27 protein-coding genes and 1 riboswitch are annotated in these 24,908 nt (G+C 69.8%); of the genes, 19 read left to right on the top strand and 8 right to left on the bottom strand.

Annotation, left to right across the window (positions count from 1 at the left end):
• Positions 1–307: 307 nt before the first annotated feature.
• The 7 genes from tauA to MWN33_RS16750 all read left to right on the top strand — a co-directional run bounded on the left by tauA (position 308) and on the right by MWN33_RS16750 (position 7,323).
• Positions 308–1,324 carry a taurine ABC transporter substrate-binding protein gene (gene tauA, locus MWN33_RS16780; RefSeq protein WP_247202190.1) on the top strand — a complete coding sequence of 339 codons (1,017 nt, stop codon included), beginning with the start codon at positions 308–310 and terminating at the stop codon, positions 1,322–1,324.
• Positions 1,325–1,473: 149 nt separating this feature from the next.
• Positions 1,474–2,253: an ABC transporter ATP-binding protein gene (locus MWN33_RS16775; protein ID WP_247202189.1), complete on the top strand. Its 780-nt coding sequence runs from the start codon at positions 1,474–1,476 to the stop codon at positions 2,251–2,253.
• Positions 2,250–3,143, top strand: a complete 894-nt coding sequence (locus tag MWN33_RS16770) for an ABC transporter permease subunit (RefSeq protein ID WP_247202188.1) — start codon at positions 2,250–2,252, stop codon at positions 3,141–3,143. Before MWN33_RS16775 ends, MWN33_RS16770 begins: the two co-directional genes overlap by 4 nt.
• A gap of 243 nt (positions 3,144–3,386) precedes the next feature.
• The gene (locus MWN33_RS16765; RefSeq protein ID WP_247202187.1) at positions 3,387–3,926 is read left to right on the top strand and encodes a TRAP transporter small permease subunit; all 540 of its coding nucleotides are present in this window, start codon (positions 3,387–3,389) and stop codon (positions 3,924–3,926) included.
• A 58-nt stretch (positions 3,927–3,984) separates the two neighbouring features.
• Entirely contained in the window at positions 3,985–5,397 is a 1,413-nt protein-coding gene (locus MWN33_RS16760; protein ID WP_247202186.1) for a TRAP transporter large permease, read from the top strand.
• A gap of 154 nt (positions 5,398–5,551) precedes the next feature.
• The gene (locus MWN33_RS16755; protein WP_425532021.1) at positions 5,552–6,817 is read left to right on the top strand and encodes a multidrug effflux MFS transporter; all 1,266 of its coding nucleotides are present in this window, start codon (positions 5,552–5,554) and stop codon (positions 6,815–6,817) included.
• A gap of 98 nt (positions 6,818–6,915) precedes the next feature.
• Positions 6,916–7,323: a DUF1236 domain-containing protein gene (locus MWN33_RS16750; protein ID WP_247202185.1), complete on the top strand. Its 408-nt coding sequence runs from the start codon at positions 6,916–6,918 to the stop codon at positions 7,321–7,323.
• A 99-nt stretch (positions 7,324–7,422) separates the two neighbouring features.
• Here the strand turns inward: MWN33_RS16750 and MWN33_RS16745 are convergent, their stop codons facing one another.
• Positions 7,423–7,833, bottom strand: coding sequence for an NUDIX hydrolase (locus MWN33_RS16745; RefSeq protein WP_247202184.1), 411 nt, complete (start codon positions 7,831–7,833; stop codon positions 7,423–7,425).
• A gap of 198 nt (positions 7,834–8,031) precedes the next feature.
• Between MWN33_RS16745 and MWN33_RS16740 the strand changes: the two genes are divergently transcribed.
• Both MWN33_RS16740 and MWN33_RS16735 read left to right on the top strand, forming a co-directional pair.
• Positions 8,032–8,430 (top strand): MAPEG family protein, encoded by a 399-nt coding sequence (locus tag MWN33_RS16740; protein WP_247202183.1) that lies wholly within the window; start codon positions 8,032–8,034, stop codon positions 8,428–8,430.
• 17 nt (positions 8,431–8,447) lie between these two features.
• Complete coding sequence (locus tag MWN33_RS16735; RefSeq protein WP_247202182.1) at positions 8,448–9,014, top strand: RBBP9/YdeN family alpha/beta hydrolase; 567 nt, start codon at positions 8,448–8,450, stop codon at positions 9,012–9,014.
• A 37-nt stretch (positions 9,015–9,051) separates the two neighbouring features.
• On the opposite strand, the gene MWN33_RS16730 is transcribed toward MWN33_RS16735, so the two are convergent.
• Both MWN33_RS16730 and MWN33_RS16725 read right to left on the bottom strand, forming a co-directional pair.
• Positions 9,052–9,261, bottom strand: coding sequence for a hypothetical protein (locus MWN33_RS16730; RefSeq protein WP_247202181.1), 210 nt, complete (start codon positions 9,259–9,261; stop codon positions 9,052–9,054).
• Positions 9,262–9,353: 92 nt separating this feature from the next.
• Entirely contained in the window at positions 9,354–10,040 is a 687-nt protein-coding gene (locus MWN33_RS16725; protein ID WP_247202279.1) for a phosphatase PAP2 family protein, read from the bottom strand.
• Positions 10,041–10,487: 447 nt separating this feature from the next.
• Between MWN33_RS16725 and MWN33_RS16720 the strand changes: the two genes are divergently transcribed.
• The 6 genes from MWN33_RS16720 (at position 10,488) to MWN33_RS16695 (ending at position 16,206) form a co-directional block, all read left to right on the top strand.
• Complete coding sequence (locus MWN33_RS16720) at positions 10,488–12,803, top strand: MHYT domain-containing protein (protein ID WP_247202180.1); 2,316 nt, start codon at positions 10,488–10,490, stop codon at positions 12,801–12,803.
• A gap of 79 nt (positions 12,804–12,882) precedes the next feature.
• A riboswitch (TPP riboswitch) is annotated at positions 12,883–13,005 on the top strand.
• A 44-nt stretch (positions 13,006–13,049) separates the two neighbouring features.
• Positions 13,050–14,051: an FAD-dependent oxidoreductase gene (locus MWN33_RS16715; RefSeq protein WP_247202278.1), complete on the top strand. Its 1,002-nt coding sequence runs from the start codon at positions 13,050–13,052 to the stop codon at positions 14,049–14,051.
• Positions 14,029–14,226: a sulfur carrier protein ThiS gene (gene thiS, locus MWN33_RS16710; RefSeq protein ID WP_247202179.1), complete on the top strand. Its 198-nt coding sequence runs from the start codon at positions 14,029–14,031 to the stop codon at positions 14,224–14,226. The genes MWN33_RS16715 and thiS overlap by 23 nt, the downstream gene beginning before the upstream one ends.
• Positions 14,227–14,238: 12 nt before the next feature.
• The gene (locus MWN33_RS16705) at positions 14,239–15,075 is read left to right on the top strand and encodes a thiazole synthase (protein WP_247202178.1); all 837 of its coding nucleotides are present in this window, start codon (positions 14,239–14,241) and stop codon (positions 15,073–15,075) included.
• A 35-nt stretch (positions 15,076–15,110) separates the two neighbouring features.
• Positions 15,111–15,716 (top strand): thiamine phosphate synthase, encoded by a 606-nt coding sequence (locus tag MWN33_RS16700; protein WP_247202177.1) that lies wholly within the window; start codon positions 15,111–15,113, stop codon positions 15,714–15,716.
• A 43-nt stretch (positions 15,717–15,759) separates the two neighbouring features.
• A complete protein-coding gene (locus tag MWN33_RS16695) occupies positions 15,760–16,206 on the top strand; it encodes a YybH family protein (protein WP_247202176.1) in 447 nt (148 codons plus the stop codon).
• Positions 16,207–16,209: 3 nt separating this feature from the next.
• Here the strand turns inward: MWN33_RS16695 and MWN33_RS16690 are convergent, their stop codons facing one another.
• From MWN33_RS16690 to cysQ, 5 genes are all read right to left on the bottom strand, one after another.
• Positions 16,210–16,767 (bottom strand): DUF2087 domain-containing protein, encoded by a 558-nt coding sequence (locus MWN33_RS16690; RefSeq protein WP_247202175.1) that lies wholly within the window; start codon positions 16,765–16,767, stop codon positions 16,210–16,212.
• Positions 16,768–17,115: 348 nt separating this feature from the next.
• Complete coding sequence (locus tag MWN33_RS16685; RefSeq protein ID WP_247202174.1) at positions 17,116–18,471, bottom strand: NAD(P)H-dependent oxidoreductase; 1,356 nt, start codon at positions 18,469–18,471, stop codon at positions 17,116–17,118.
• A gap of 195 nt (positions 18,472–18,666) precedes the next feature.
• Positions 18,667–19,896, bottom strand: coding sequence for a coiled-coil domain-containing protein (locus tag MWN33_RS16680; RefSeq protein ID WP_247202173.1), 1,230 nt, complete (start codon positions 19,894–19,896; stop codon positions 18,667–18,669).
• 126 nt (positions 19,897–20,022) lie between these two features.
• Complete coding sequence (locus MWN33_RS16675) at positions 20,023–20,595, bottom strand: DUF1134 domain-containing protein (RefSeq protein ID WP_247202172.1); 573 nt, start codon at positions 20,593–20,595, stop codon at positions 20,023–20,025.
• 159 nt (positions 20,596–20,754) lie between these two features.
• Positions 20,755–21,573 (bottom strand): 3'(2'),5'-bisphosphate nucleotidase CysQ, encoded by an 819-nt coding sequence (gene cysQ / locus MWN33_RS16670; RefSeq protein WP_247202171.1) that lies wholly within the window; start codon positions 21,571–21,573, stop codon positions 20,755–20,757.
• A 124-nt stretch (positions 21,574–21,697) separates the two neighbouring features.
• On the opposite strand from cysQ, the gene chpT reads away from it, so the two are divergent.
• The 4 genes from chpT (at position 21,698) to copM (ending at position 24,650) form a co-directional block, all read left to right on the top strand.
• Positions 21,698–22,345, top strand: coding sequence for a histidine phosphotransferase ChpT (chpT, locus tag MWN33_RS16665; RefSeq protein WP_247202170.1), 648 nt, complete (start codon positions 21,698–21,700; stop codon positions 22,343–22,345).
• Positions 22,346–22,452: 107 nt separating this feature from the next.
• Positions 22,453–23,664: a chemotaxis protein CheW gene (locus MWN33_RS16660; protein WP_247202169.1), complete on the top strand. Its 1,212-nt coding sequence runs from the start codon at positions 22,453–22,455 to the stop codon at positions 23,662–23,664.
• Between the two features lie 141 nt (positions 23,665–23,805).
• Complete coding sequence (locus tag MWN33_RS16655) at positions 23,806–24,204, top strand: hypothetical protein (protein ID WP_247202168.1); 399 nt, start codon at positions 23,806–23,808, stop codon at positions 24,202–24,204.
• Positions 24,205–24,257: 53 nt separating this feature from the next.
• Entirely contained in the window at positions 24,258–24,650 is a 393-nt protein-coding gene (gene copM / locus MWN33_RS16650) for a CopM family metallochaperone (RefSeq protein WP_247202167.1), read from the top strand.
• Positions 24,651–24,908: the final 258 nt, after the last annotated feature.

The following is a 24,908-nucleotide window of genomic DNA, read 5'->3' as shown; positions in this document are numbered from 1 at the left end:
GACTGTCCCTCACCGTGCATGCCGGGCGGAAAGGCTCTTTCGGCGAACAGAAAATAATCTACTAGAAAACTAGAAAACTAATTGACGACCTCCCCGCCTTCTGGTGTCATCACATCAACGACGCAGGGGCGCCGCCGACAGGCGGCGGGAGGGCAGGGGCCCGCCGGCGTCGTGCATGGGGGCACTTCAATGACCTGGACCTGTCGACGCGGCTGAGCGCCGATCTTCCATAACCCGCAGGACACCAGACGGCCACGATGAGGCGCAACGGCGCGCCCCGACGGCCCCAGACACGGAAATTCGCAACATGTTCAAGCTTTCCCGACGCGGCGTTTTCGCCGCCACGGCCGCGCTCGGCCTGCTGGCCGCCGGCTCCGGCCTCGGTGCCGCGCAGGCCGCCGAGCTGACCATCGGCTACCAGACCGGCGCCGACCCGGCCAAAGTTGCCCAGGCCGCCGGCGCCTATGAGAAGGCCACCAAGGCCAGGATCAACTGGCGCAAGTTCGACAGCGGCGCCGACGTGATCGCCGCCATCGCCTCGGGCGACGTCCAGATCGGTTATGTCGGCTCCTCGCCGCTCGCCGCCGCCGCCAGCCGCGAACTGCCCATCGAGACCATCTATGTCGCCGCTCTGCTCGGTGATGCCGAGGCGCTCGTCGTGCGCAACGGCTCTGGCATCGAGAAGCCGGCGGACTTCAAGGGCAAGAAGGTCGCCGTGCCCTTCGTCTCCACCACGCATTATTCGCTGCTGGCGGCGCTGAAGCACTGGGGCGTCGATCCCAAGAGCGTCGAGATCCTGAACCTGCGCCCGCCGGAGATCGCCGCCGCCTTCACCCGCGGCGACATCGACGCCGCCTATGTCTGGGATCCCGCGCTCGGCAAGATCAAGGAGAACGGCAAGGTCTTCGCCTCCTCCGCCGACGTCGCCAAGTGGGGCGCCCCGACCTTCGACGCCTGGATCGCCCGCACGGACTTCACGAAAAAGAATCCCGAGGTGGTCGCCGAATTCGTCAAGGTGACGGCCGACTCCTACGCCGACTACGCCAAGAACGGCGCGAGCTGGACCGTGGGTTCGCCGCAGGTCGCCGCCATCGCCAAGCTCACCGGCGCCAAGCCGGAGGAGATTCCCGAGCTGCTGAAGGGCAACAAGTTCCCGCTGCTGCAGGACCAGCTCTCCGAGGCGCTGCTGGGCGGCGGCACGGTGGAAGCTATCGTCGCCACGGCGAATTTCCTCAAGGAGCAGGGCCGCATCGAGGCCGTGCTGAAGGACTACGGCCCCTATGTCAGCCGCGCGCCGGCCGAGCAGGCCGCCAAGCTGAACTGAGCCTTCCTTTTCCGACCTCCTGAGTTCCCGAGCGCTGCGGCTGGGTGAGAGTCCGCAGTGTACCTTGGCCCGGCATGCCTCGTCCCTCCGGCGAGACGGCCGGGCCACTTTCTTCCTTTCGAGCCGCGACTGGAACGGCGGGCCCTGCAATGAAGCTGACGATCTTTCGACTGGGTGTGAGCTTTCCCGCGCCGGACGGCGGGCAGAACAAGGTTCTCGACGATATCGGCCTGAGCGTCGCGCCGGGCGAGTTCGTCGCGCTGCTGGGCGCCTCGGGCTGCGGCAAGTCCACCCTGCTCAACGCCGTGGCAGGCTTCCATCCGCCGACCAGCGGCGAGATCTGGGTCGACCGCCGGCGCATCGAGGGGCCGGGCCGCGACCGCGGCGTGGTGCTCCAGACCGATGCGCTGTTCCCTTGGCTCAATGCGCGCCGCAATGTCGGCTTCGGCCTGCGGCTGCGCGGCGTCGGGACAGCCGAGCGCGACGCCCGCGCCGAGGAGGCGCTGCGCCTCGTCGGGCTGGAAGGCAAGGGCGACCACGCGGTGTGGCAGCTTTCCGGCGGCCAGAGGCAGCGCGTGAGCCTCGCCCGCGCCCTCGTCGCCGATCCCGACATTCTTCTGATGGACGAGCCGCTCGGCGCGCTCGACGCGCTGACCCGCGAGCAGATGCAGGATCTGGTGCTCGGCGTCTGGCAGCGCACACGCAAGACCATCCTCTTCGTCACCCACGGCCTCGATGAGGCGCTTTATCTGGGCACCCGCATCGTCGTGCTGGCCGGGCGACCGGGGCGCATCGTGCTCGACGAGCCCGCCGCCTTCGGGCGTGCCGCGCTGGCCGATGGCGGCGGCGGGCGCATCAAGTCCACGCCGGAATTCGCCGCCGCCCGCGAGCGGCTGCGTGAGGTCATCTTCACCGGAGCCGAGCCATGAGCCCTTCCTCGCCCGTCGCGGTGCCCGACATCGCGGTGCCCCTCGTCGTGCTGGCCGAAGGCGTGCCACGCGGCGCCGAATCACGCGCTGCCGCCGCCCGGCAGGTCTCCCTTCAGCCCCGTCCCGGCCATGCGCGGCTGTGGATCTCCGCCGCGACGATCACCGTTCTGCTGGCGTCCTGGTGGGCGGCGAGCGCCTCGGGCGCAGTGCCGGCGCTGTTTCTGCCCTCGCCGCAGAGCGTGGCGAGCCGGCTCTGGCGCATCGCCACCGAGGGCTTCGTCGACGCCACGCTGGCCCAGCATCTGGCGGCCAGCCTGTTTCGCGTGTTCGCCGCGCTGGCGGCGGCGCTGGTCATCGGCGTGCCGGCGGGGCTCGCCATCGGCCTGTCGACGGTGGGGCGCGGCATTCTCGATCCGATCATCGAATTCCTGCGGCCAATCCCGCCTCTCGCCTATCTGCCGCTGGTCATCATCTGGGCCGGCATCGGCGAGACGGCAAAGGTGCTGGTGATCGGCCTCGCCATGCTGCCGCCCATCGTCATCGCCACCGCCGCGGGCGCGCAGGGCGTGGCGAAGGACCGGCTGAACATCGCCCGCGCGCTCGGGGCGACGCCGGCGCAGCTCCTGCGGCTGGTGGTCCTGCCCTCGGCGCTGCCCTCCATCCTCACCGGTACGCGCATCGCGCTCGGCGCCGGCTGGTCGACGCTGGTGGCGGCCGAGCTGGTCGCGGCGACGCGCGGCGTCGGCTTCATGATCCAGTCGGCGGCGAATTTCCTCGCGACCGACGTGGTGGTGGCCGGCATCGTGGTGATCGCGGCCGTGGCCTTCGCGCTGGAGCTCGGCATACGCCTGCTGGAGCGCGCGCTGGTCGGCTGGTCGCGCCACGCCTGAGCCCCGCAGCGTTCAACCGGGGACGCGGCCGCTGCTTCCACCCCGGGATGCCGCAGCGGCAAGCTCTGTTACGGCCGGGACATATGCGCAACACCTTGTGCGCGTTTGATCCGCGCGGGGGGCGCTGGGCCTCTGCCGGGTTAAACTGCGTGAGACGATGGTCTATCTTGCCCCGATCGGCCGGGGCGGCGATTGCAGCCTCCGGACGCAACGACAAAAGTCGACCAGAACGAGGGGGATGCGATGGGAGGGCTGCTGGCCTTCAGCCGCGTCATTGACGGGCTGAACGAGAAGTTCGGCTGGATCGCGGATTACTGCGTGCTGTTCGCCTGCCTCATCAGCGCGGGCAACGCCACGGTGCGCTATCTCCTGAGCTACAGCACCAACGGGCTGCTGGAGATCCAGTGGTATCTGTTCGGCGCGGTCGTGCTGCTTGGCGCGCCCTATACGCTCAAGCGCAATGAGCATGTGCGCGTCGACCTGCTCTACATGTCGGTGTCGCCGCGCGCCCGGCTGTGGATCGACACGCTCGGCTTCACGCTGATCCTGATCCCCGCCGGCATCTACCTGTCCTGGCTGAGCTTTCCATTCTTCTGGCAGTCCTTCGTCTCCGACGAGGTGTCGCAGAATGCGGGGGGGCTGATCCTCTGGCCGGCCAAGCTGCTGCTGCCGCTCGGCTTCGCGCTCCTCACCATCCAGGGCGTCTCGGAGCTGATCAAGCGCGTTGCGGCGCTCACCGGCGCCATCGAGATCGAGACCGACTACGAGAAGCCGCTGCAGTAGCCGGCCGGCACGCCGAAGCGCCCGCCTTCCTCTCCCTTTCCCGACGCGCGAGCCCCGCATGTTCTCCTACGGCGTGATGCCCCCGCTGATGTTCGCCGGCATGATCTGCTTCATGATCATCGGCTTTCCCGTGGCCTTCTCGCTGATCGCGGTCGGGCTGTTCTTCGGCTCCATCGGCATACTCACCGAGCATTTCCATCCGAGCTTCCTGCAGGCGCTGCCGCTGCGCTTCTACGGCATCATCTCGAACGACCTGCTGCTGGCCATCCCGTTCTTCACCTTCATGGGCGCCATTCTGGAGCGCTGCGGGCTCGCCGAGGATTTGCTGGAGGGTACCGGCAAGCTGTTCGGCCGGGTGCCGGGTGGGCTCGCCTATGCGGTGATCGTGGTCGGCGCCATCCTCGGCGCCATCACCGGCACGGTGGCGGCCTCGGTCATCGCGATGGGCGTGATCTCGCTCCCCGTCATGATGCGCTACGGCTACGACCAGAAGCTCGCCACGGGCGTCATCGCGGCCTCCGGCACCATCACCCAGCTCATCCCGCCCTCGCTGGTGCTGATCATCCTTGCCGAACAGCTCGGCAAGCCGGTGGGCGACATGTATCTCGGCGCCATCGGCCCCTCGATGCTGCAGGTGCTGATCTTCCTCGCCTATGTCTTCGTGCTCTCGCTCATCAAGCCGCACCACATGCCGCCGCTGCCGCCGGAGGCCATCGGCGAGGGCGGCTGGCCGCTGGTCAAGCAGGTGCTGTGGGGGATGATCCCCTCCATCGTGCTGATCATGCTGGTGCTCGGCACGCTGGCCATGGGCCTTGCAACCCCGACTGAAGCCGGCGCCATGGGCGCGGTGGGCGCCATCGTGCTGGCGGCGCTGCATCGGCGCCTGACCTGGCCGCTGGTGCGTCAGGCCATGGCGTCCACCGGTCGGCTGACCGCCATGGTGGTGTTCATCCTCATCGGTGCCACCGTGTTCAGCCTTGTCTTCCAGGGCATGGACGGTGCGCTGTGGATCGAGCACATGCTCTCGCAGCTGCCCGGCGGCCGGCTCGGCTTCCTGATCTTCGTCAACGTCTTCGTGTTCTTCATCGCCTTCTTCCTCGATTTCTTCGAGATCGCCTTCATCATCGTGCCGCTGCTGGTGCCGGTGGCGATCAAGCTGGACATCAACCTGATCTGGTTCGGCGTCCTGCTGTGCGTGAACATGCAGACCGCCTTCATGCATCCGCCCTTCGGCTTCGCGCTGTTCTATCTGCGCGGCATCGCGCCGAAGTCGATCCGCACCTCGCAGATCTACTGGGGCGCGATCCCGTGGCTGTTCATGCAACTCATCCTCGTGGTCGTGGTCATCATGTGGCCGGATGCCGTGACCTACTGGATCAGCGCCGGGCCGACGGTCGACCCGGCGACCATCGAGCTGAACATTCCCCAGTTCGAGCCGCCCCCCCTCAACATGGGCCCGCCGCAGTTCTGAACCCTTGATCCCTCCCGTGCACCGCGCGGGGGAGGCGAATTCACCGCGATTGTGACTTCCGGTCTATAGGGCCGGGCGGGAATCTGCGCGATAAGGCGGCCCGGCGCCCCGCCGCCGGACAGCCCGCCGGTAGAGCCAACGCACGGATTCCGTCATGAGCATGCACGCCCCCACGCCGGAGAAGGCCGCCGCCTCTCCGCATCCCGGCATGGGATTTCGCGAATTCGTGCTGTTCATCGCCGGGCTGATGGCGACCAACGCCATCGCCATCGATTCGATGCTGCCGGCGCTGCCCGCCATCGGCCATTCGCTCGCCATCGACACCGCCAACCACACCCAGCTGATCGTCACGGCCTATCTGCTCGGCTTCGGCGCGGCGCAACTCGTCTACGGCACGCTGGCCGACCGCTTCGGGCGCCGCGCCGTGCTGGTGTTCGGCCTCGCGCTTTACACCGCCGCCTCGGTGGGGGCGATCTTCGCCGGCTCGCTGGAGGTGATGCTGGCGGCGCGGGTGCTCCAGGGCGTCGGCTCGGCCTCGACCCGCATCCTCGCCATCACCATCGTGCGCGACTGCTATTCCGGCTCGCACATGGCGCGGGTGATGTCTCTGGCCTTCCTCGTCTTCCTGTCGGTGCCGGTGCTGGCGCCCTCCATCGGGCAGGCGATCATGATCGTGGCGCCGTGGCGGGCGATCTTCCTCATGCTGTGCCTGCTCGGCGTCGTGCTGCTGGTATGGACGCTGTGGCGCCTGCCGGAGACCCTGCACCCGGAGGATCGCTCGCCGATCTCCTTCGCGGGCATCTCCCATGCCTTCGGGCTGATCGTGCGCAGCCGCGTCACCATCGGCTACATGCTGGCGATGACGATGGCGATGGGCGGGCTGTTCGGCTTCATCAACTCGGCGCAGCAGATCTTCGCCGACGCCTTCAAGTCCGAGGAACTGTTCACGCTGATCTTCGCGGGTATCGCGGTGTTCATGGCCGCCTCCTCGCTGCTCAATGCCCGCGTGGTCGAGAAGCTCGGCATGCGGCGGGTCTCGCATTTCGCGCTGGCCGGTTATCTCGGCGTCACGCTGGTCCACGCCGCCATCGTGCTGGCGGGGGTGGAGAACATCTGGACCTTCTCGGCCCTGCAGGGGGCGATGATGTTCTGCTTCGGCCTGATGGTCTCAAACTTCAACTCGATGGCGATGGAGCCGGTCGGCCATGTCGCCGGCACTGCCTCCTCGGTGCTCGGCTTCGTCAGCACGGTGGGCGGGGCGCTGTTCGGCTTCGCGCTGGGCCAGCATTTCGACGGCACGACGCTGCCGCTGACGCTGGGTTTCGTCGCGCTCGCCCTCGGCGCGCTGGTCTTCGTCCTGTTCGCCGAGCGGGGCCGATTGTTCCGTGCTGATGTTCCTCTCTCGGATACCTCTAGCTGACAGATCATCCGGAGTCTCTTCTGCCGACGATGGAACGCATCTGCGTTCCATTCGTTAAGATGCCGCGAACGACGGCTAAGGGGCGACAGGAGAATACGATGATACGTCATGCGATTATTGCAGCTTCCCTGCTTATTGCCGCGCCTGTAGTGGCGAATGCTCAGGACGGTGCGGGCACGGCGGCCGGCGCGACGACCGGCGCCGTTGGCGGCGCGCTGGTCGGCGGCCCGGTCGGCGCGGTTGTCGGCGGCGTCGCCGGCGCGGTTGTCGGCGGCATCTCGGATGCCCAGCGCAGGCCGTTCCGCCAGTATGTGGTGGAGGAGCGCGTACCGTCCTACGCCTATGAGCGTGAGGTCGTGGTCGGCGCCGAGCTGCCGGCGTCCGGCGTGCGGTACTACGAGGTGCCGGCCGAATACGGCACCACCAAGTACCGCTACACCGTGGTGAACGACCGCACCGTGCTGGTCGATCCCTCGACGCACCGCGTCGTGCAGATTATTGAATAAAGCTCGCGGCCGGGAAAACCTGCCAGCAACGTGCATCGGGCCGCCCGCTGACAGTGGGCGGCCCGTGACGTTTCCGGAGTTGCCCCTTCGGGCTGCTTTCTAGCCGACGGGCGGCAGGGAGGTGGCGCGATCGGGCTTCGCGTTGCGCGGCGGGAACATGCGCCGGGCGGCCGGCGACTGGGCGAATTCCAGGATGAGGGCGCCGAGGTCGGGCTCGTCGAGCAGCAGGGCGGCTTCATCAGGGGCGACCCATAGCTGCGCGCGCTCGTGGCGTTCGGGCCAGTCGGCGAGTTGGCGGCGCACCGCCAGCGGATAGACCGAGACCTTGGCGAGCGCGAAGAAGGTGTCCATCCGCTTCCAGTAGAGATACTGCCCGATGCGCTTGCGGCCGATCTCGCCGACGACGCCGGCTTCCTGCCGCGCCTCGATCTGCGCCGACTTCCAGTCCTTGCGGTTCTTCATGGGCCAGCCCTTCGGGATGACGGCGCGCTGGGTTTCGCGCGAGGTCATGATGAGGATCTGAAGCTCCCCATCTTCCGCGAAGCGGAACGGCAGGGCGGCGACCTGCTCAACAGGCCGTCCAGTTGCCGTATGCCGTTTTATCTGTTTGCTCTTGGCCATGACTGCTAAATGAAATCCGCTTTGCGCCGAGGGCGCTGTTCGTCAATCTCCTGACAGGTAAACTCGCAGCAGGATGATGATGCGGCCATGACGACGGAACTTCTCCTGCTCGCCTGGACGCTCGTGCTTGCCCTTGTGCAGGTAACGCTCCCGGCCGTCTTGCGCAACCGCGAGACCGGCATGGAGTACAATGCCAGCCCCCGCGACGAGCCGGGCCCGCCGGTCGGTGTGGTCACGGGGCGGCTGCGGCGCGCGCAGGCGAACCTGTTCGAGACGCTGCCGCTTTTCGCGGCGGCGGTGCTGATCGCCCATGTCGCCGGCCGCGAGGGCGCGCTCACCCTGTGGGGCGCCTGGCTCTTCCTCGGCGCGCGCCTTGTCTACCTGCCGCTCTACGCCTTCGGCATACCCTATCTGCGCTCGCTCGCCTGGCTGGTCTCCGTCGGCGGGCTCGTCCTCATCCTCCTCGCCGTGCTGCGGCCGGCGTGACGTTCGCGGTGCCTGCCATGTCGGTCGATTTCGCCTCCTTCGATTTCCTCGTCGTTCCCGGCCGCGAGAATGCCCCGGCCGAGCACTGGCAGTCGCACTGGCTCGGTGCCTTCGCCAATTCGAGCCGGCTGATGCAGGAGGACTGGAGCCGGCCGGAACTGCGCGCCTGGACCTGGCGGCTCAACGCGGCGGTGGAATCGGCCCCGCGCCGCGTGGTGCTGGTCGCCCATTCGGTCGGGGTGGCGACGGTGGTGCGCTGGGCGCAGTCGCGGCCGGGCCTCGCCCGCAACAAGGTGGCGGCGGCCTTTCTGGCGGCGCCGACCAATGTCGACGATCCCGACCCGTCCTTCGATCTCGTGCGCAATTTCGGGCCGATGCCGCTGGCCCCGCTGCCCTTCCCGACGCTGGTGCTGTCCTCGCGCGACGATCCGCGCGTCAAGCCGGCGCAGGCGCGCGCCTTCGCCGAGGCCTGGGGGGCGGATTTCGCCGATGTCGGCGAGCTCGGCCATATCGGCTCGGCGGCGCGGCTCGACATCTGGCCGGCCGGCCTCGTGCTGCTCGGCGGGCTGCTGGCGCGCATCTGAAGGCGCCGCCGCCCGCCGGAGCGCGGGTTTTCAGGTATCAGTGCTGGGCGAGTACCAGCGCGAGCGCCTGCGCGACATGCTTGGTGACGCGCCTTTTATAGCGGCGGTGGACGAGCTGGCCGTTATGGTAGACGTCCTGCTCCACATAGAGGTTGGTGCCGTCCCAGCGCAGGATGTTGTCGGACTCGGTCGTCTCGATGACGCCGATATCGGGCTTGAGCTGTCCTTCCGGCGCGGTCGTGGTCATGCGGTTCCTCCTGCTATGGCGGGGGCGCTCTGCGGCACCCTCGCGCGATGATAGCCGAGCGCGGGGCGAAAGCTATCGGTGGGATTGCGGGTTCACCGGGTGCCGCCAGGCGGCCCGTCGCGACTCTCCGCCGGCTCGATGCGTCCGCGCCGCTGCAGTGCCAGCGCCACCAGCCAGCACATCAGCGCCCAGGCGGCGCCGAGGCACCAGCCGGCGATGACGTCGGTCGGCCAGTGCACGCCGAGATAGATGCGGCTCATGCCGATGGCGAGGGTGAGGGTGACGGCGACGCCGAGGACATAGGCCTTGATCCGCCGTCCGCTCTCCGTGCGCACGATCAGTGCGCCGAGGGTCAGATAGGTCACGGCGGCGCCCATGGCGTGGCCGCTCGGGAAGCTCAGCGTGCTGACGTCGACGAGATGGGCCACGAGGTCCGGGCGCGGACGCTCGAAGCCGAGCTTGAGCAGGTAGCTCAGCGCGCCGCCGCTGGCGGTGGCGGCCAGCACGAACAGCGCGGCGGCACGCTTGCGGTCGACCACAAGGAAGCCGGCCACCGCCAGCGTGATGAGCATCAGCACGGTGGTGCTGCCGAGCGCGGTGACGTCTCCGACCGCGATCTCCAGCCAGCGCGGGCCGATAGGGTCGGCGGGATCGCCCGGCGCGCGGAAGGCGAGCAGCACCGCCTCGTCGAAGGCGTGCGTCTCGCCCTCCACCACCTCGTCGGCGATGAAGGCGAAGACCAGCAGTCCGCCCGCCGCGCCGAGCAGGGCGACCAGCACGCCGATCTCCGCGCCGAGCCGGCGCACCAGATCGGACAGGCGGGCGAGGGAGGCGGCGAGTCCGCTTCGGGCGATAGGGGCGCCGGCGGAAGGGGAAGAGGGGGCGTCAGGCGGCATCGTCAGGCACCGGAAATCGGAAAACGGGGCATGCGGGGAGTAACCCGCGCGGAGCGGGAACCCAAACCGGGTCGCGCGTGTTCCCTTGGCACAACAGCGAGGAGGGTATCATGCTGAAGGGTGGGCTTCTGTGGCTGATCGGCATTCCGCTTCCGATCATCATCGTGCTCTGGCTGCTGGGCTACCTGCACTGAGCCGGCATATGATCACGAGACTGCGAGAAGGCGCCGGATGCCGGCCTTGCCGCATCCGTAACCTTTCCGAGAGAATGTTTTGCGCTACTGTCCGCTGGGGAACGCGCGTCCCAGCGGGTGCATCACCGGAATGCCAATGAACGTCACCGGCAGCCACGACCTGTCGCTCGTGGCTTTGTCGATCCTCATCGCGGTCGCCGCCTCCTACACGGCCCTGGACCTTGCCGGGCGCCTGCCGGAGGCGCGCGGCCGCGCGCGCGACGGGTGGCTGGCGGCGGCGGCGCTGGTGCTGGGCGGCGGCATCTGGGCGATGCATTTCATCGCCATGCTCGCCCTTCACGTCGGCGCGCCGGTTTCCTACGACATCGGGCTGACCTCGGTCTCCTTCCTGCTCGCGGTGGTCGCCACCGGCATCGCCTTCTTCGCGGTGAGCCGGGTGCGGCCCGGCCGGTCGGGTCCCGGCTGGGGCGCGGTGGCGCTCAGCGGCGTGTTCATGGGGCTCGGCATCGTCGGCATGCACTACACCGGCATGGCGGCGATGCGCATGGCCGGCGGCATGTCGCACGACATGCTCTATGTCGGCGGCGCCATCGTGCTGGCGGTGGCCGCTTCCACCGTCGCCGTCTGGCTCGCCTTCCACCGCCACTCCATTGCACAGCGCGCCGGCGCGGCGCTGGCGCTCGGCCTCGGCATCGCCGGCATGCACTACGTCGCGATGTGGGGCGTGACCTTCACCGCCCATGAAGGCTGGCACGCGCCGCTCGGCGGAATGGGCAATGTCGCGCTGGTGAGCGTGGTGACGGCGGCGACCTTCGCGATCTTCGTGGCCGTGCTGATCGCCGCCATGTATGACCGCCGCTTCGCCGTGATGGCGGACCGGGAGTCCGCCATGCTGCGCGCGAGCGAGGAGCGCTACCGCACGCTCTACCGTCGCACGCCGCTGCCGCTGCATTCGCTCGACGGCAATGGCTGCATCGAGCAGGTGAGCGACCGCTGGCTCGACCTGCTAGGCTACCGCCGCGACGAGGTGATCGGCCGCCCGCTCACCGACTTCATGACGCCCGACTCCTCCCGCCGCCGCAACGAGGAGCACTGGCCCCAGCTCGTGGGCAGCGGCGAGCTGCGCGAGGCGGAATACCGTCTCGTCACCAAGGACGGCCGCGTGCTCGACTGCAAGCTGTCCGCCGTCGCCGAGCGTGACGCGCAGGGAAACATCCTCAAGACCTCCTGCGGCCTGATCGACGTCACCGAGCATCGCGCCGCCGAGGAGGCGCTGCGGCAGGCGCAGAAGCTGGAAGCGGTGGGCCAGCTCACCGGCGGCATCGCCCACGACTTCAACAATCTGCTGGCCGTGGTGCTGGGCAATCTGGAGCTGGCCGCCAAGCGCTCGCCGAGCGACGCGCGGCTGCAGACCCTGCTCGACAACGCCATACAGGCCGCCCAGCGCGGCGCCGCGCTCACCCAGCGCATGCTGGCCTTTGCCCGCCGGCAGGACCTGCGGCCCGAACCCGTCAACGTGCCCGACCTCGTGCTGGGCATGGCCGAGATGCTGCGCCGCTCCATCGGCCCCAGCGTGCGCATCGAGACGCGCTTCCCGCTCGGTCTGCCGCAGGCACGGGTGGACGCCAACCAGCTCGAACTCGCGCTGCTGAACCTCGCGGTGAACGCGCGGGACGCCATGCCGGAAGGCGGCACCATCACCATCGCCGCCAGCGAACGGATGGTCGACGGCAGCGACGGCGCCGTCGACCATGGGGCCCTGCGGCCGGGGCGCTATTTCTGCCTCTCGGTGGCCGATACCGGCACCGGCATGGACGAGGAGACGCTGTCGCGTGCCGCCGAGCCCTTCTTCACCACCAAGGGCATCGGCAAGGGCACGGGCCTCGGCCTTGCCATGGTGCACGGCCTCGCCGCCCAGTCGGGCGGCCAGCTCGTCATGGAGAGCCGTGCCGGCCAGGGCACGACGGCGACCATCTACCTGCCCATCGCCGACGCTCCGCCCGTCGTCGCGCCGGTGGCCGTCGTGGTGGCCGACGAGATGGTGCCCGCCGGCAATGGCGGGGCGCAGCGCGTGCTGGTGGTCGACGACGACCCGCTGGTGCTTTCCGCCACCGGGGCGATGCTGGAGGACCTCGAATGCCTCGTGACCGAGGCTTCGTCCGGCGAGGAGGCGTTGCGCATCCTCGAATCCGGCGTCGCCTTCGACGTGGTGCTGACCGACCAGGCCATGCCGGGCATGACCGGCGTGCAATTGGCCGCCGCCATCGCCGCGCGCTGGCCGGACCTGCCGGTGATCCTCGGCACCGGCTACGCCGAGCTGCCGCCCGATGCGCGCGCCGGCATGATGCGGCTCGGCAAGCCGTTCAGCCGTGACGCCCTGCGCCGCGCGGTGATCGGTGCAACGCGCGGTGCCGGCGGCGACAATGTGGTGCCGCTCTCGCGCCACGCCTGAGCGTCGTCGCCCATCGCAGCCCGGCCATCAGGGAATATTGTGGACCGCCGGTGACATTAGCCGGGCAAGAGACTATATCCATTCCGTCCGGGGGAGCCTCGTCAGGAGGCTGAGAGGCCATCGGCGCGCGGCATGCGCGGCATGGCGACCCTTCGAACCTGATCCAGTTGAGACTGGCGGAGGGAGGAGTGAATGACGTCCAACCATGCTGAAACGATACAGGCCCCGAACCGGGCCGCCAATGCGATGCGCGTGCGCATCGTCGGCGGCGGCGTCGCGGGGCTGACCTGCGCGCACGCCTTCGCGCAGCGCGGGGCGCAGGTGACGCTGGTCGAGCGCAAGGCCGCCACCGGGCAGGGTTGCTCCTGGTATGCTGGCGGCATGCTGGCGCCGTGGTGCGAGCGCGAGAGCGCGGAGCCGATCATCGCCGAACTCGGCTTCGAATCGCTCGCCTACTGGCGCGAGACGGTGCCGGACGTGCCGAACGAGGGCAGCCTCGTTCTGGCGCCGGCGCGCGACCTGCCGGATCTGCGCCGCTTCTCCCGCCGCACCGAGGGCTATGAATGGCTCGACGGGGCGGGCATCGCCGCACTGGAGCCGGACCTCGACGGGCGCTTCGAGCAGGGGCTGTTCTTCCCCACCGAGGCGCATCTGGAGCCGCGCAAGGCGCTCGCCGCGCTGACCGCCAAGCTCGTGGGCGAGCATGGCGTGATCCTGCGCACCGAAGAGGATGGCTTCGAGGTGTCGGACGCCGCCGATATCGTGATCGACTGCCGCGGGCTGGCGGCGCGCGACACGCTTTCCGACCTGCGCGGCGTCAAGGGCGAAATGCTGGTGCTCTATTCCACCGAGATTTCGCTGAAGCGCCCCGTGCGCATGCTGCACCCGCGCATACCGGTCTATATCGTGCCGCGCGGCGACGGGCATTTCATGATCGGCGCGACGTCCCTTGAAAATGACGAGCGCGGGCGCGTCACCGGCCGCTCCATGCTGGAGCTGTTGGGCGCGGTCTATGCGCTGCACCCGGCCTTCGGCGAAGCGGAGATCGTCGAGATCGGCGCCGATGTGCGCCCGGCCTTTCCCGACAACCTGCCGCGCCTGCGCCGGCGCGGCGACACGATCTATGTGAACGGGCTCTACCGCCACGGTTTCCTCGCTGCGCCCGCGCTGGCGCGCCGTGCGGCGGAACTGGCCTTCGACGGGACGCAATTCCCGGAGGTGATGGATGAAGATCATCGTCAATGGTGAAACTGCCGACACCCGCGCCGGCACGCTGGCCGACCTGCTCGGCGAGCTCGGGTTCGGCGAGGCCATGGTCGCCACGGCGCTCAACGGCACCATGGTGCGCAAGGCGAAGCGCGGCGACACCCCGATTGCCGACGGCGACCGGGTGGAAATCCTCGCGCCCATGCAGGGCGGCTGACAGGAGACTGTGATGGACGCGATCAACAGGACGGGGACGCTGGCCGATCCGGTCGAATTCTACGGGACCAAGGTCGGCTCGCGCCTCCTGCTGGGCACCGCGCAATATCCCTCGCCCGCGATCCTCGGCGAGGCGATCCGTGCGTCGAGCGCCGACATCGTGACCGTTTCGCTGCGGCGCGAATCGGGGGCGGCCAAGGCGGGCCAGCCCGGTGGCGCGCCTCTCGCGGGCCAGAGCTTCTGGCAGCTCATCCGCGACCTCGGGGTGAAGGTGCTGCCCAATACGGCGGGCTGCAAGACGGTGAAGGAAGCCGTCACCACGGCGCAGATGGCGCGCGAGCTGTTCGACACGCCGTGGGTGAAGCTGGAAGTGATCGGCGAGGACGACACGCTGCAGCCCGACGTGTTCGGGCTTGTCGAGGCGGCGCGCATCCTCTCGCGCGACGGCTTCCAGGTGTTTCCCTACACCACCGAGGACCTCGTGGTGGCGGAGAAGCTGGTCGCCGCCGGCTGCGAGGTTCTGATGCCATGGGGCGCGCCGATCGGCTCCGGTCGCGGGCTCAACAACCCCTATGGCCTGCGCTCGCTGCGGGCGCATTTCCCCGGCCTGCCGCTCGTCGTCGATGCCGGCGTCGGTGTGCCCTCGCATGCGGCGGCGGCGATGGAAATGGGCTACGATGCGGTGCTGCTGAACACGGCGGTCGCCAAGGCGGGCGATCCGGTGCGCATGGCGCGCGCCTTCGCTCGCGCCATCGAGGCGGGCCGCGAGGCGCTGATCGCCGATCCCATGGAAGCGCGTGACATGGCGGCGCCCTCCACCCCGGTGATGGGCCGCGCCGTCCTCGGATAATCGGAAATCCGGCCTGCGGGCCCATGAGTGAAGTGATGAAGCTGGACCCGTTCTACCTGATCGTCGACCGCGCCTCCTGGCTGCCGCGCCTGCTGCCGCAGGGCGTCAAGCTGGTTCAGCTTCGCGCCAAGGGGCTCGACGAGCCGGAGTTGCGCCGCGAGATCGCCACCGCCCGCGAGGTGTGCGCGCGCTACGGCGCCCAGCTCATCGTCAACGACTACTGGCGCCTCGCCATCGAGGAGGGCTGCGACTTCGTGCATCTCGGCCAGGAGGATCTGGCCGATGCCGATATCGAGGCAATAAGGCGCGCGGGGGTCCGGCTCGGCATCAGCACGCATGACGAGGCGGAGCTGGAAGTCGCGCTGCTGGCGCGGCCGGACTATGTGGCACTCGGCCCGGTCTACCCCACCATCCTCAAGAAGATGCGCTGGGAGCCGCAGGGGCTGGAGCGCGTCGCCGCCTGGAAGAAGCGCCTCGGCAAGCTGCCGCTGGTCGGGATTGGCGGGCTGACCATCGAGCGCGCCCCCGGCGTGCTGCGCGCCGGCGCCGACAGCCTTGCCGTCGTCACCGACGTGCTGCTGAACGACAGCCCCGAGAAGCGCGCCCGCGAATGGGTGCTGGCGACGCGCGAGACCGTCTGACGCGGCTCCGCGAGGTGCTAGGCTGCGCGCGGAGGATATCGCCATGCCGCGCGCGCTTCGTCTTGCCTGCCGCCGTCTCCTGCCGACGCTGGCTCTCGTGCTCGTCGCCTTTCCCGCCCGCGCCGACGAGGCGGCGATCCGCGCGCGGCTCGATGCGTGGACGCGCGCCTTCAACGCGCGCGACAAGGCAGCGGCCTGCGAGCTGTTCTCCCGCAACCTGATCTCGGAATATCGCGGGCAGGGCGAGGCGGGTTACGAGGACCGCTGTGCGCTGATCGGCAAGGCGCTCGACGATCCCGCACGCCGCTTCCGTTACTCGACGGACATCAAGGAAATCATCGTCGCCGGCGACCTCGCCGTCGTCCGCCTCACCTGGAGGCTGACCGTCACGCCGGGCGACGTCACGAGCGTCGAGCCGGGGATGGACATCTTCCGCAAGGAGGACGACGGCGTGTGGCGGATCGTCCGCTACATCGCCTACGAAGAATAGCGATCAGGCGGCGGCGGCGAGCCGGCGCTGGCGCAGCAGGGAAGCGAGCTTGCCCATTTCCGGCGGCGGCTCGCGCTCGATGCGGCTGTATTCCCGCCCGTCCGGCGTGCGGCGGAACAGGCCGAACTCGATCAGTTCGCGCCGCAGCAGCGCATGATCGCCGAACAGGTGCTCGGCGTTGAGCAGCTCGTTCATCCGCCGCTCGGGGAACGTCTCGCCGGCCGGCAGGCGCGACCATAGCAGCCACAGGCACAGGATCTGCTGGTTGCGCTTCTTCGGCCAGCGGGCGAGCCGGCCCGATGGGTCGAACAGGCGCAGCGCCTTCTCGCAGCGGGCGTGGTCGGCGGGCGGGGCGGGGGGCTCGGGCGGCGTCTCCAGCCGGTCGCGCGCCTGCGCATCCGCGCGCATGTGCTGGAAGTTGCGGAAGCCGGCGCCGCGCGCCAGCAGGTTCAGCAGCTCGACATGGCCGGGCGTGCGCTCCAGCGCGGCGAGGCCCTGGTGCAGGGTGCGGGCGAGGGCGGAAATATCCGGCGCCTCATAGGCCAGAACGGTTCTGGGCATGACTTATCCTCGATTGGTGCCATTCCGCGAGGAAGTGTCGGGGTTGCCGTCTTGCGACCTGGCACAAGGACAAGTGCGGGGTGCGTCTCGATTGCAGGTTTAGCTCCCCTTGCGGGGCGGCAACGCCTCGGTGAACTGCAGACCGTGGCGCAGAGATAGGCGAAGCGAGGGGCGAAGTCCAGCACCTCGCCTCACCACCGGGGCACGAGGACGGCCCCCTAGCTGTCATCCCGGACGACGCAGCGCGTCGATCCGGGATCGCTTTCTGAGAGAGATCGGCACGCGATCCCGGCTCTTCGCTGCGCCGCGGCCGGGATGACACTCCGAGGTCAATCCGCTGGCACTTCGCTAAACCGCGCCCGAGAAACTCCGCTCCATCTCGCGGCGCAGGCGCACGGTGGGGCTGTCCTTCGCCTCCACATCGGCCCAGCCGACGACCTCGCCTTCCGCGATGTCCCGCTTCAGCGCCACGCCATGGGCGAGGCCGATGGGAAGGCCCCCGCGCGCCAGCGAGGCGGCGGCGGGCAGCAGCTTGCCCCACACGGTGAAGCCGCCTTCGCCATCGAGCGTCTCGCCGGCCTTCAGCGGACGCTTGGCGACCGCCACCACATCGGCGTTGAACGCCTCGGTGACGCCGGTCGGCTCGCCGCGCAGCGCGGCCGAGGCGACGCTGACGCCGAGTTCCAGCCCGATGAGGTGATAGGGCCGGTAGAGCGCGGTGTAGCGGCCGCTCGAATCCGTCACCACGCCATATTCCTTAAAGCAGCGTCGGGCGTAATCGCCGCGCGGGCCTGGGTCGGCCTCGAACACGACATAGACGCCCCAGCGCAGGTCGCGGAACACCGGCCGGCCGTCGCGCTCAAGCGAGGAGACGGTCTCCACCGTGCCGGAATGCTCCAGCACGCCGCCATGTTCGCGCGGCCGCAGGATGGTGGCGAGGTCGTCGACGCCGCAGGGCGGGAACAGCAGACCGTCGGAGGGCGCCTTCAGCCCCGCCGCATTGGCGATGGCGGCCATCTCGATGGAGGATTTGGTGCCATCGGCGAAGGAATTGAACATCTGCGCGTTCATGCCGCCCTGCGCCGCCTGCTCGGGCGTGAGGCCGTAGAGGTTCCAGATCGTGTCCGGCGTCGATTTGTGGAAGCTGGGCAGGTATTTGGTGCCCTTGCCGGCGCAGACGATGCGGAAGCCGCAGGTGCGCGCCCAGTCCACCATCTCGCAGACGAGGGCGGGCTGGTCGCCCGAGCCCATGGAATAGACGACGCCGGCCTTGCGGGCGCGCTCGGCGAGCAGCGGGCCGACCAGAACGTCGGCCTCCACCGTGACCATGACGACGTGGCGGCCGTTCTCGATGGCGAGCAGGGCGTGATGGGCGCCGGCGGCGGGATTTCCGGTCGCCTCCACCACCACATCGAGCCCGTCGGCGGCGATGAGCGCGGCGGCATCGTCGGTCAGCATGGTGCGCCCGGTGCGCAGTGCTTCGTCGAAGGAGGGGGCGATGGCGGCCTCCGCGTCCCAGCCGGTGGCGGTGAGCGCGGCGCGGGCGCGCGGCACGGAAAGGTCGGCGATGCCGATGAGGTGCAGCCCCGGCGTGGTGCGAAGCTGCGACAGGAACATGGAACCGAACTTGCCGGCGCCGATGAGGCCGACGCGGACCGGGCGGCCTTCGTCGGCGCGCGCCTTCAGCATGCGGGCGAGATTCATGGGGCGTTTCCCTGCGTTGGCGGCACGTTGGCCGTGCCTGTGGTCTGGTTCGTGCGGGCCTTGCCGGGCGAAGGCAAGGTGTTCGAGCCCATGGCCTCACCCTCGCCCTTGCCGTTGCCCTAGCGTCATCTTTCGCAGTCGCTGCGCCCGATGCGGGTCTGGCGCCCCGCCCGGACCTTCCGGCGATGATCGGGTTTATTCCGCCGCGTGGTTGGCGGCCGGCTCGGTCCCGCGCAGGGCGAGGATCCGGTCGGCCAGCGACGGCGCGGCGCCGTTGGCAGCCGGCGCATGGCCGGCGAGCAGGGCGTCGATGGGTGAGCCCGGCCCTTCGAGGCGCGCGGTGAGATGGGCGACCTCGGCGGCGATGTCGCCGATGCGCTGGCGCAGCAGGGCGGTGCCGTCCTCATCGCCCGGCGAGCCGGCCGCGAGCGGGCCCGAGGTGTCGAGCCGGCGCTGGAGCGCAGCGCGGTCCTCGCGCGCCTTGGCGATGGCGTCGTCGAGCATGGCTTTTTCGGCGCGCAGCATCTCGATGGTGTCCGCGAAGCTGCGGGCCTGCGCTTCGGCGGCGCGGCGACCTTCATGCGCCTCGGCGGTGACGCGATTGGCCTCGGCCTCGGTGGCGTGGCGCGCCTGCTCGGCGGCCTGCGTGCGCACTTCCAGCTCCGCCGCCCTGGCGGTGAGCGCGGCGCGCTCGGTGGCGAGCGCTGAGGCCTCGGCCTCGATGCGGGCGAGGCGGGTCTCGGTGTCGGCGAGGCGGTGCGTCAGTTCGCGGGTGCGGGCAAGCTCGCTCGACAGGCTGTCGGAGGTGGAGCGCAGCGAGTCGCGGGCGGTGGTGAGCTGTGCGTTGGCGGCGGAGAGGTGGCGGTCCAGCTCGCCGATGCGGTCCTTGAGCGTGTCGCGCAGCGTGGTGAGCGCGACATGGTCGATCTTGAGCTCCTCCTCGCGGGCGGTGGTGTCCTCCAGTGCCTCGCGGGTGGTGCGCAGCTCGGCCTTGGTCGCCTTGAGCGTCTGGCGGGTCTCGTCGAGGTCGCGGGTGCGGGTGTCAAGCGCGCCGGCAAGCCGGTCGCGCTCGCCGACCACCTCGACATGCTCGACCTGGATGGTGTCGAGCTCGCCGGTGAGCCGCTCGATGGTGGACTGGCGGGCGCGCAGCTCGTCGGCCTGGTCGTTCACCTCGCCCCATTGCGCGGCGGCGCGGGCCTGAAGCTTCTCGACCTCCAGCTCCAGCCGGCGGACGTCGACGGCGAAGATGGCGCGCTGCTCGTCCTTGTCGGCGAGGATCTCGGCGACGGAGCCGGGGATGGCGCCCTCGATACGCTTGCGCGTGAGGCGGACGGCACGGCGCCACACGGCGGGCAGAGCCAGCAGGGCCAGCAGCGTCGCCGTCAGGAAGCCGATGGCGGAATACATGATCGCTTCGATCATGCGGCGGTCTCACCTCGAACGCGGAACGCCCGTCTCAGGGACGGGAACGGGCAGGGTAGAACACTTAGGTTACAGATACCAAAACGGCCGGACCAGCCCGGCCGCGCGATATCCCGTAGGGGGCGGTCAGAAGGGGTTCCAGGTCGCCTTCGGCGTGAACTTGAGATAGCCGATATTGGCGCCGAGGCGCACGCCGACGCCGGAGCGGATCGGCACGACGACGATGTTGTCGGAGGCCAGCGCCGTCATGCCGAAGCCGGCGACGAAATAGGCCGAGCCGGAAATGCCGCCGAAGCGCCGGAAGATGTCGTTGATGGCGTTGAGGTTGTACACCAGGATCATGGTGCGCGCGCCGTCGCCGCCGAAGTCCCAGCCGAGCGAGGGGCCCTGCCAGAACACCGGCAGGTCACCGGCGTTGCGGGTGTAGAGCGTGCCGTCGCCGTAGCGCAGGCCGCCGACGAAGGCGCCGGAGCCTTCCTGGCCGAGAATGTAGCCGTTGGGCTGGCCCCACTGGCTCACCGCCTTCTCGATCGACAGCGCCAGGCCGCGCGAAACCTCGCCGAAGAAGCCGTGACCCTGCTGGATCAGCTCGTCGGACGAGTAGGTCCCATTGTTGGCCTGGGCGTGTGCCGGAGCGGCGGCGAAGGGGAGGGCGGCGAGGAGGGCAAGGCAGGCAAGAAGGGCGCGCAACGTCGGCATCGTCGGTCTCGCGTTTGATCTCATCAAGCGGGGAACGGCCACGAAGCCCCCCGAGTCGGAGGCGGCCACCAGTCCCCAAAGCCTACCATTAGCATGGAGTGCGGCGCTAGGAAGGCGCCGAGGCACTCTCCCGGCACGGTTGAGTCGGGGCTGTGACCCTCATGCCTCGGCTCCACGGGCGATGAAGCCATGCACGCGGTAGTCGGCGTCGGTACATCCGTAGGGTAGTGCGCTTCCGTCCGGCCGGCGCACGCTGCCGCCCGCCGCCCGCACCAGCGCGTGGCCGGCGGCGACGTCCCATTCGCACACCGTGCCGAGCCGGGGATAGATGTCGGCGCGGCCCTCGGCCACCAGCCCGAATTTGAGCGCCGAGCCGCAGCTTATCCGCTCGGCGACGTCGAGCCCGGCGAGAATGGCCTCGGTGCCGGGGTCGGGATGCGAGCGGCTGGCCACGGCGACAATGCCGCGCGCAGGCACCGGGCGGCAGTGGATGGGCGCCCAGAAATTCGGGTTCGGCTCCAGCCCCGCGAGGAAAGCGGCGGCCCCGCCGGCGAAGGTGGCGCCGGCATAGAGCCGGCCGACGGCGGGGGCGAGCACGATGCCGAACACCGGCACGCCCTGCTCGACGAGGCCGATATTCACGGTGAACTCGCCGCTCGCGCCGATGAATTCGCGCGTACCGTCGAGCGGGTCGACGAGCAGGAAGCTGCCGGCGGTGCCCGGCGCCTCGCCCTTGCCCTGCGCCACCGCCTCCTCGGCGATGACGGGGATGCCGGGAAGAATACGCGCCAGCTCGCCGCGCAGCAGTTCCTCGGAAGCAAGGTCGGCGGCGGTCACCGGGCTCTCGTCGCTCTTGCGCGCTACGTCCAGCCCCTCTGCGCGGATGCGCAATATGACCTCGCCGGCCTTCAGCGCGGCACCGGCGAGGGCGGCGAGAAGCTGGACATGCGAGGGCAGCGAGGACGGAGCGGAGGACATCGGGGAAGCCGGCTTTCGGTGGGTCGGTAACGGTTGGCGTCGGTGGGGGTGCGGTGTATCACACCCCCGATGCCGGCCGTACCCGTTGCGGCCGATTCGCCGCACTCTCTCGGTAAGGGACGCGATGACGACCCCCATCGACCTCGACAAGCTCGATCTTGCCGCCCTCCTGTGCTCGCGCGTGTGCCATGACGTGATCAGCCCGGTCGGCGCCATCGTCAACGGGCTCGAGGTGCTCGACGACGAGGACGATCCGGCCATGAAGGCCTTCGCGCTCGACCTGATCGCCAAGAGCGCCAAGCAGGCCTCGGCCCGCCTCCAGTTCGCCCGGCTTGCCTTCGGCGCGGCCGGCTCGGCCGGGGCGCAGATCGACACCAGCGAGGCGGAAAAGGTGGCGCGCGGCTTCATCGAGGACGACCGTACCCGCCTGAGCTGGGGCCTGCCGCGCGTGCTGGCGCCGAAGAACAAGGTGAAGCTGCTGCTCAACCTGCTCATCGTGGCGACCTCGACCATTCCGCGCGGCGGCCATATGTCCGTCGAGGCGACGGGGGAGGGCGACGAGGGCGGGCTGCGTCTCATGACCGAGGGCGGCTATTCCCGCATACCCCCGCATCTCGTCGAGCTGCTGAACGGCGGCGCGCCGGAGGGCGGCGCCCTCGATGCCCACGCCATCCAGCCGCATTATACCGGACTGCTGGCCCGCGCCACCGGCTACGGCTTCGACCTCGTCCATGAGGGCGAACGGGTCACGATCCGCGTCGAGCGTGTATAGGCGCTCTCCCGCAGCGTCACTTTCAGACGGCGTTAACGTGAACGGGTGAAACTGTACCCCGCAGGCCGGAACGGCGTGCGCGTTGTGTTCAGTATTGCCGGTCGCCCATGCTCCCCGTCGATTCCCTTTCCGCCGCTCCGCGCGGCACCGTTTCCGGCGAGGCGTCCCGTACCGGTGCGTTCCGCCCGCAGGACGGCGTGCGCCCCGAGGCCCCGCGCGGCGAGGCACGCCCGGCACCGGCCCGCGTCGAGGTGCTGAGCTTCTCCCTGTACGGCATGCGCTTCGCGCTGCCCGCCGCGCAGGTGCTCGACGTGATGACGGTGGCCGGCGAGCGCTGGCAGAAGCTGCTCGCCATGGCGACGAACGGCACGCTCGGCTCCAGCGGCCTGCCGCTGATCCGGCTTTCTTCCCGCATGGGCCTCGTGCCGGCGCCCTCGGCCGAGGGCGGGCTGGCGCTGTTCGGCACCGGCGGTAAGGTGCGCGCGGCGGTGCTGATCGACGAGGTGCCCACCCGCCAGCGGGCGGCCGTGGAGAGCATGCCGGCAAGCTGGCGCGACCGTTTCAGCCCCTGCGAGGACATGATCGCCGGCGTCGCGCTGATGGCCGACGGCCTGCAGGCGGCGATGCTCGACCTGCCGCTCGGCGTGGTGGCGCCGCGCCCGCGCACCGGCGTTGCGCCCGAGCACGACACCGCGCATCTTCTGGTGCGCGCCGGCCGCGCCCAGTTGGAGGCCGTGCGGGTCGCCACGCTGCGCGGCGCGACCCCGCTCGACGAGATGCCGGGCATCGCCGTGCTGCCGAGCCCGCGGCGCGGGCGGCGCATGATGCTGGAATTCGGCGGCGAAGGCGACGTTATCGCGGTCGACGAGGTGGTCGGGCTGGCCCCGGCCGGCCGCATCGAGCGCGTCGGCAGTCTGCGCTTCCTCGCCACCGCCACCGGCCGCTACCGGCTGCTGGAGCCCGGCGGCACGCAGCCCGGGCGCACCCGGCCGATGCGGGTGCTGGTGACGGCACCGGACGGCGCGGCGCGGACGGGACTGCGCGATCTCGTGCGCTCCATGGGCCATGACGTGTCGCTGGCTGATGATCCGCGCGCCGCGCGGCTGGCTGGTGGGCGCTTCGACACCGTGCTGTTCGATCTCGACGCCTATGCGGATGTGCGGGCCGAGGGCGTCGCCACGCCGGACGGGGCGCGCCGCATCGGCCTGTGCGCCGGTGCGCAGCCCCGGGCGCCGCGCGGCTTCGACGGCGTTGTGCCGGCAGGTGATCCGGTGGCGCTGGTGCTCGCCCTGCTGCGCAGGCCCGGCCGGGCCGGCTGAGCCGACCTTCGCGCGATCTTCACGCTTGATCTTCACGGATGCGCCATCCGTGCTTGTCCGCTCTGGCCGGCGGGGTTGATGCTGCTAAGCTCGCGTGATCCTGTCCGAGCCCGGACCCCGCGCCGAAGACCCGGTACCCTCATGCGAGCGCTCCGCCTGATAATCGCGTTCCTCGCGCTGACCGCCGCCCTGGCGGGCTCGGCGGCGGGCAGCGTGGCGATGGCGCGCGCGAGCATGCCGTGCCATGAGCCGGCGGTGAGGGAGGTCGCGGACGCACACGGGGGACATGGCGGGCCATCCGCCCATGCAGCTTCGGTCGCCGTCGTCATGGGGCAGGGCGCCGCATTGGCGCAGCCGCCCGCGCCGGATGCCGTTCGGCTCCATCTGTGCTGCGTGCTCAGCCAGCTTCTGGTGACGCCGCTCGCCGCGCCGGCGCTGCAGCCGCGCCTGCCGGGCGCACTCGTGCTCGCCTTGCCGCCCGGCACCGAGAGGGCCGGCCGCGTCGAGCCCATTCCGGTGCCGCCGCCCCGCTCCGCCTGATCGTCCGAGCCGCGGCCTCGCGCCGCTTTCCCACGATCTCATGGAGACCAATCATGAACCGCACCACACGCGCGGCATTTGCCGTCGCCGTCCTGACGCTCGTTCCCGCCTTCGCCCTCGCGCAGAACATGCCGATGCAGCCTGGCGACATGCCCATGGACCACAGCGCCCATATGAGTGGCGGGGCTACCGCGCCCTCGACAAAGGCGTTCGAGGGAGCCAATGCCCGCATGCATGAGGGCATGGCCATTCCCTTCTCCGGCAATGCCGATGTCGACTTCGCGCGCGGCATGATCCCGCACCATCAGGGCGCCATCGACATGGCGCGCATCGAGCTGCAGTACGGCAAGGACCCGGAGCTGAAGAAGCTGGCCGAAGAAATCATCAAGGCGCAGGAGAGCGAGATCGCCTTCCTCAAGGCCTGGCTGGCGAAGAACGCGAAGTAGGGCGTGCCTGAGGGGCCGACCCGACGACCCCTCCCGGACCGATCCGGGCGGGGTTCGGGGCAGTCGACCACTCGTCATGCCGGACGGCCGGAACGGCCGATCCGGGATCGCGCCCGGCATGGGAAGCGATCCCGGCTCTCGCTCCGCTCGGCCGGGATGACGGCAGTGGGGAAGGGCCTGCTCAGCCGGGATCAAACACCTGCCGCCCAAACAAAAACCCCGCCTTGCGGCGGGGCTTGAGTTGGGGAGGCGGGTGTC

Origin of the sequence: Ancylobacter koreensis (assembly GCF_023016525.1) — a bacterium.
GTDB classification, from domain to species: Bacteria; Pseudomonadota; Alphaproteobacteria; order Rhizobiales; family Xanthobacteraceae; genus Ancylobacter; species Ancylobacter koreensis.
Note: the sequence above shows the minus strand (reverse complement) of the source record. Positions and strands in the feature narration are given on the sequence as shown.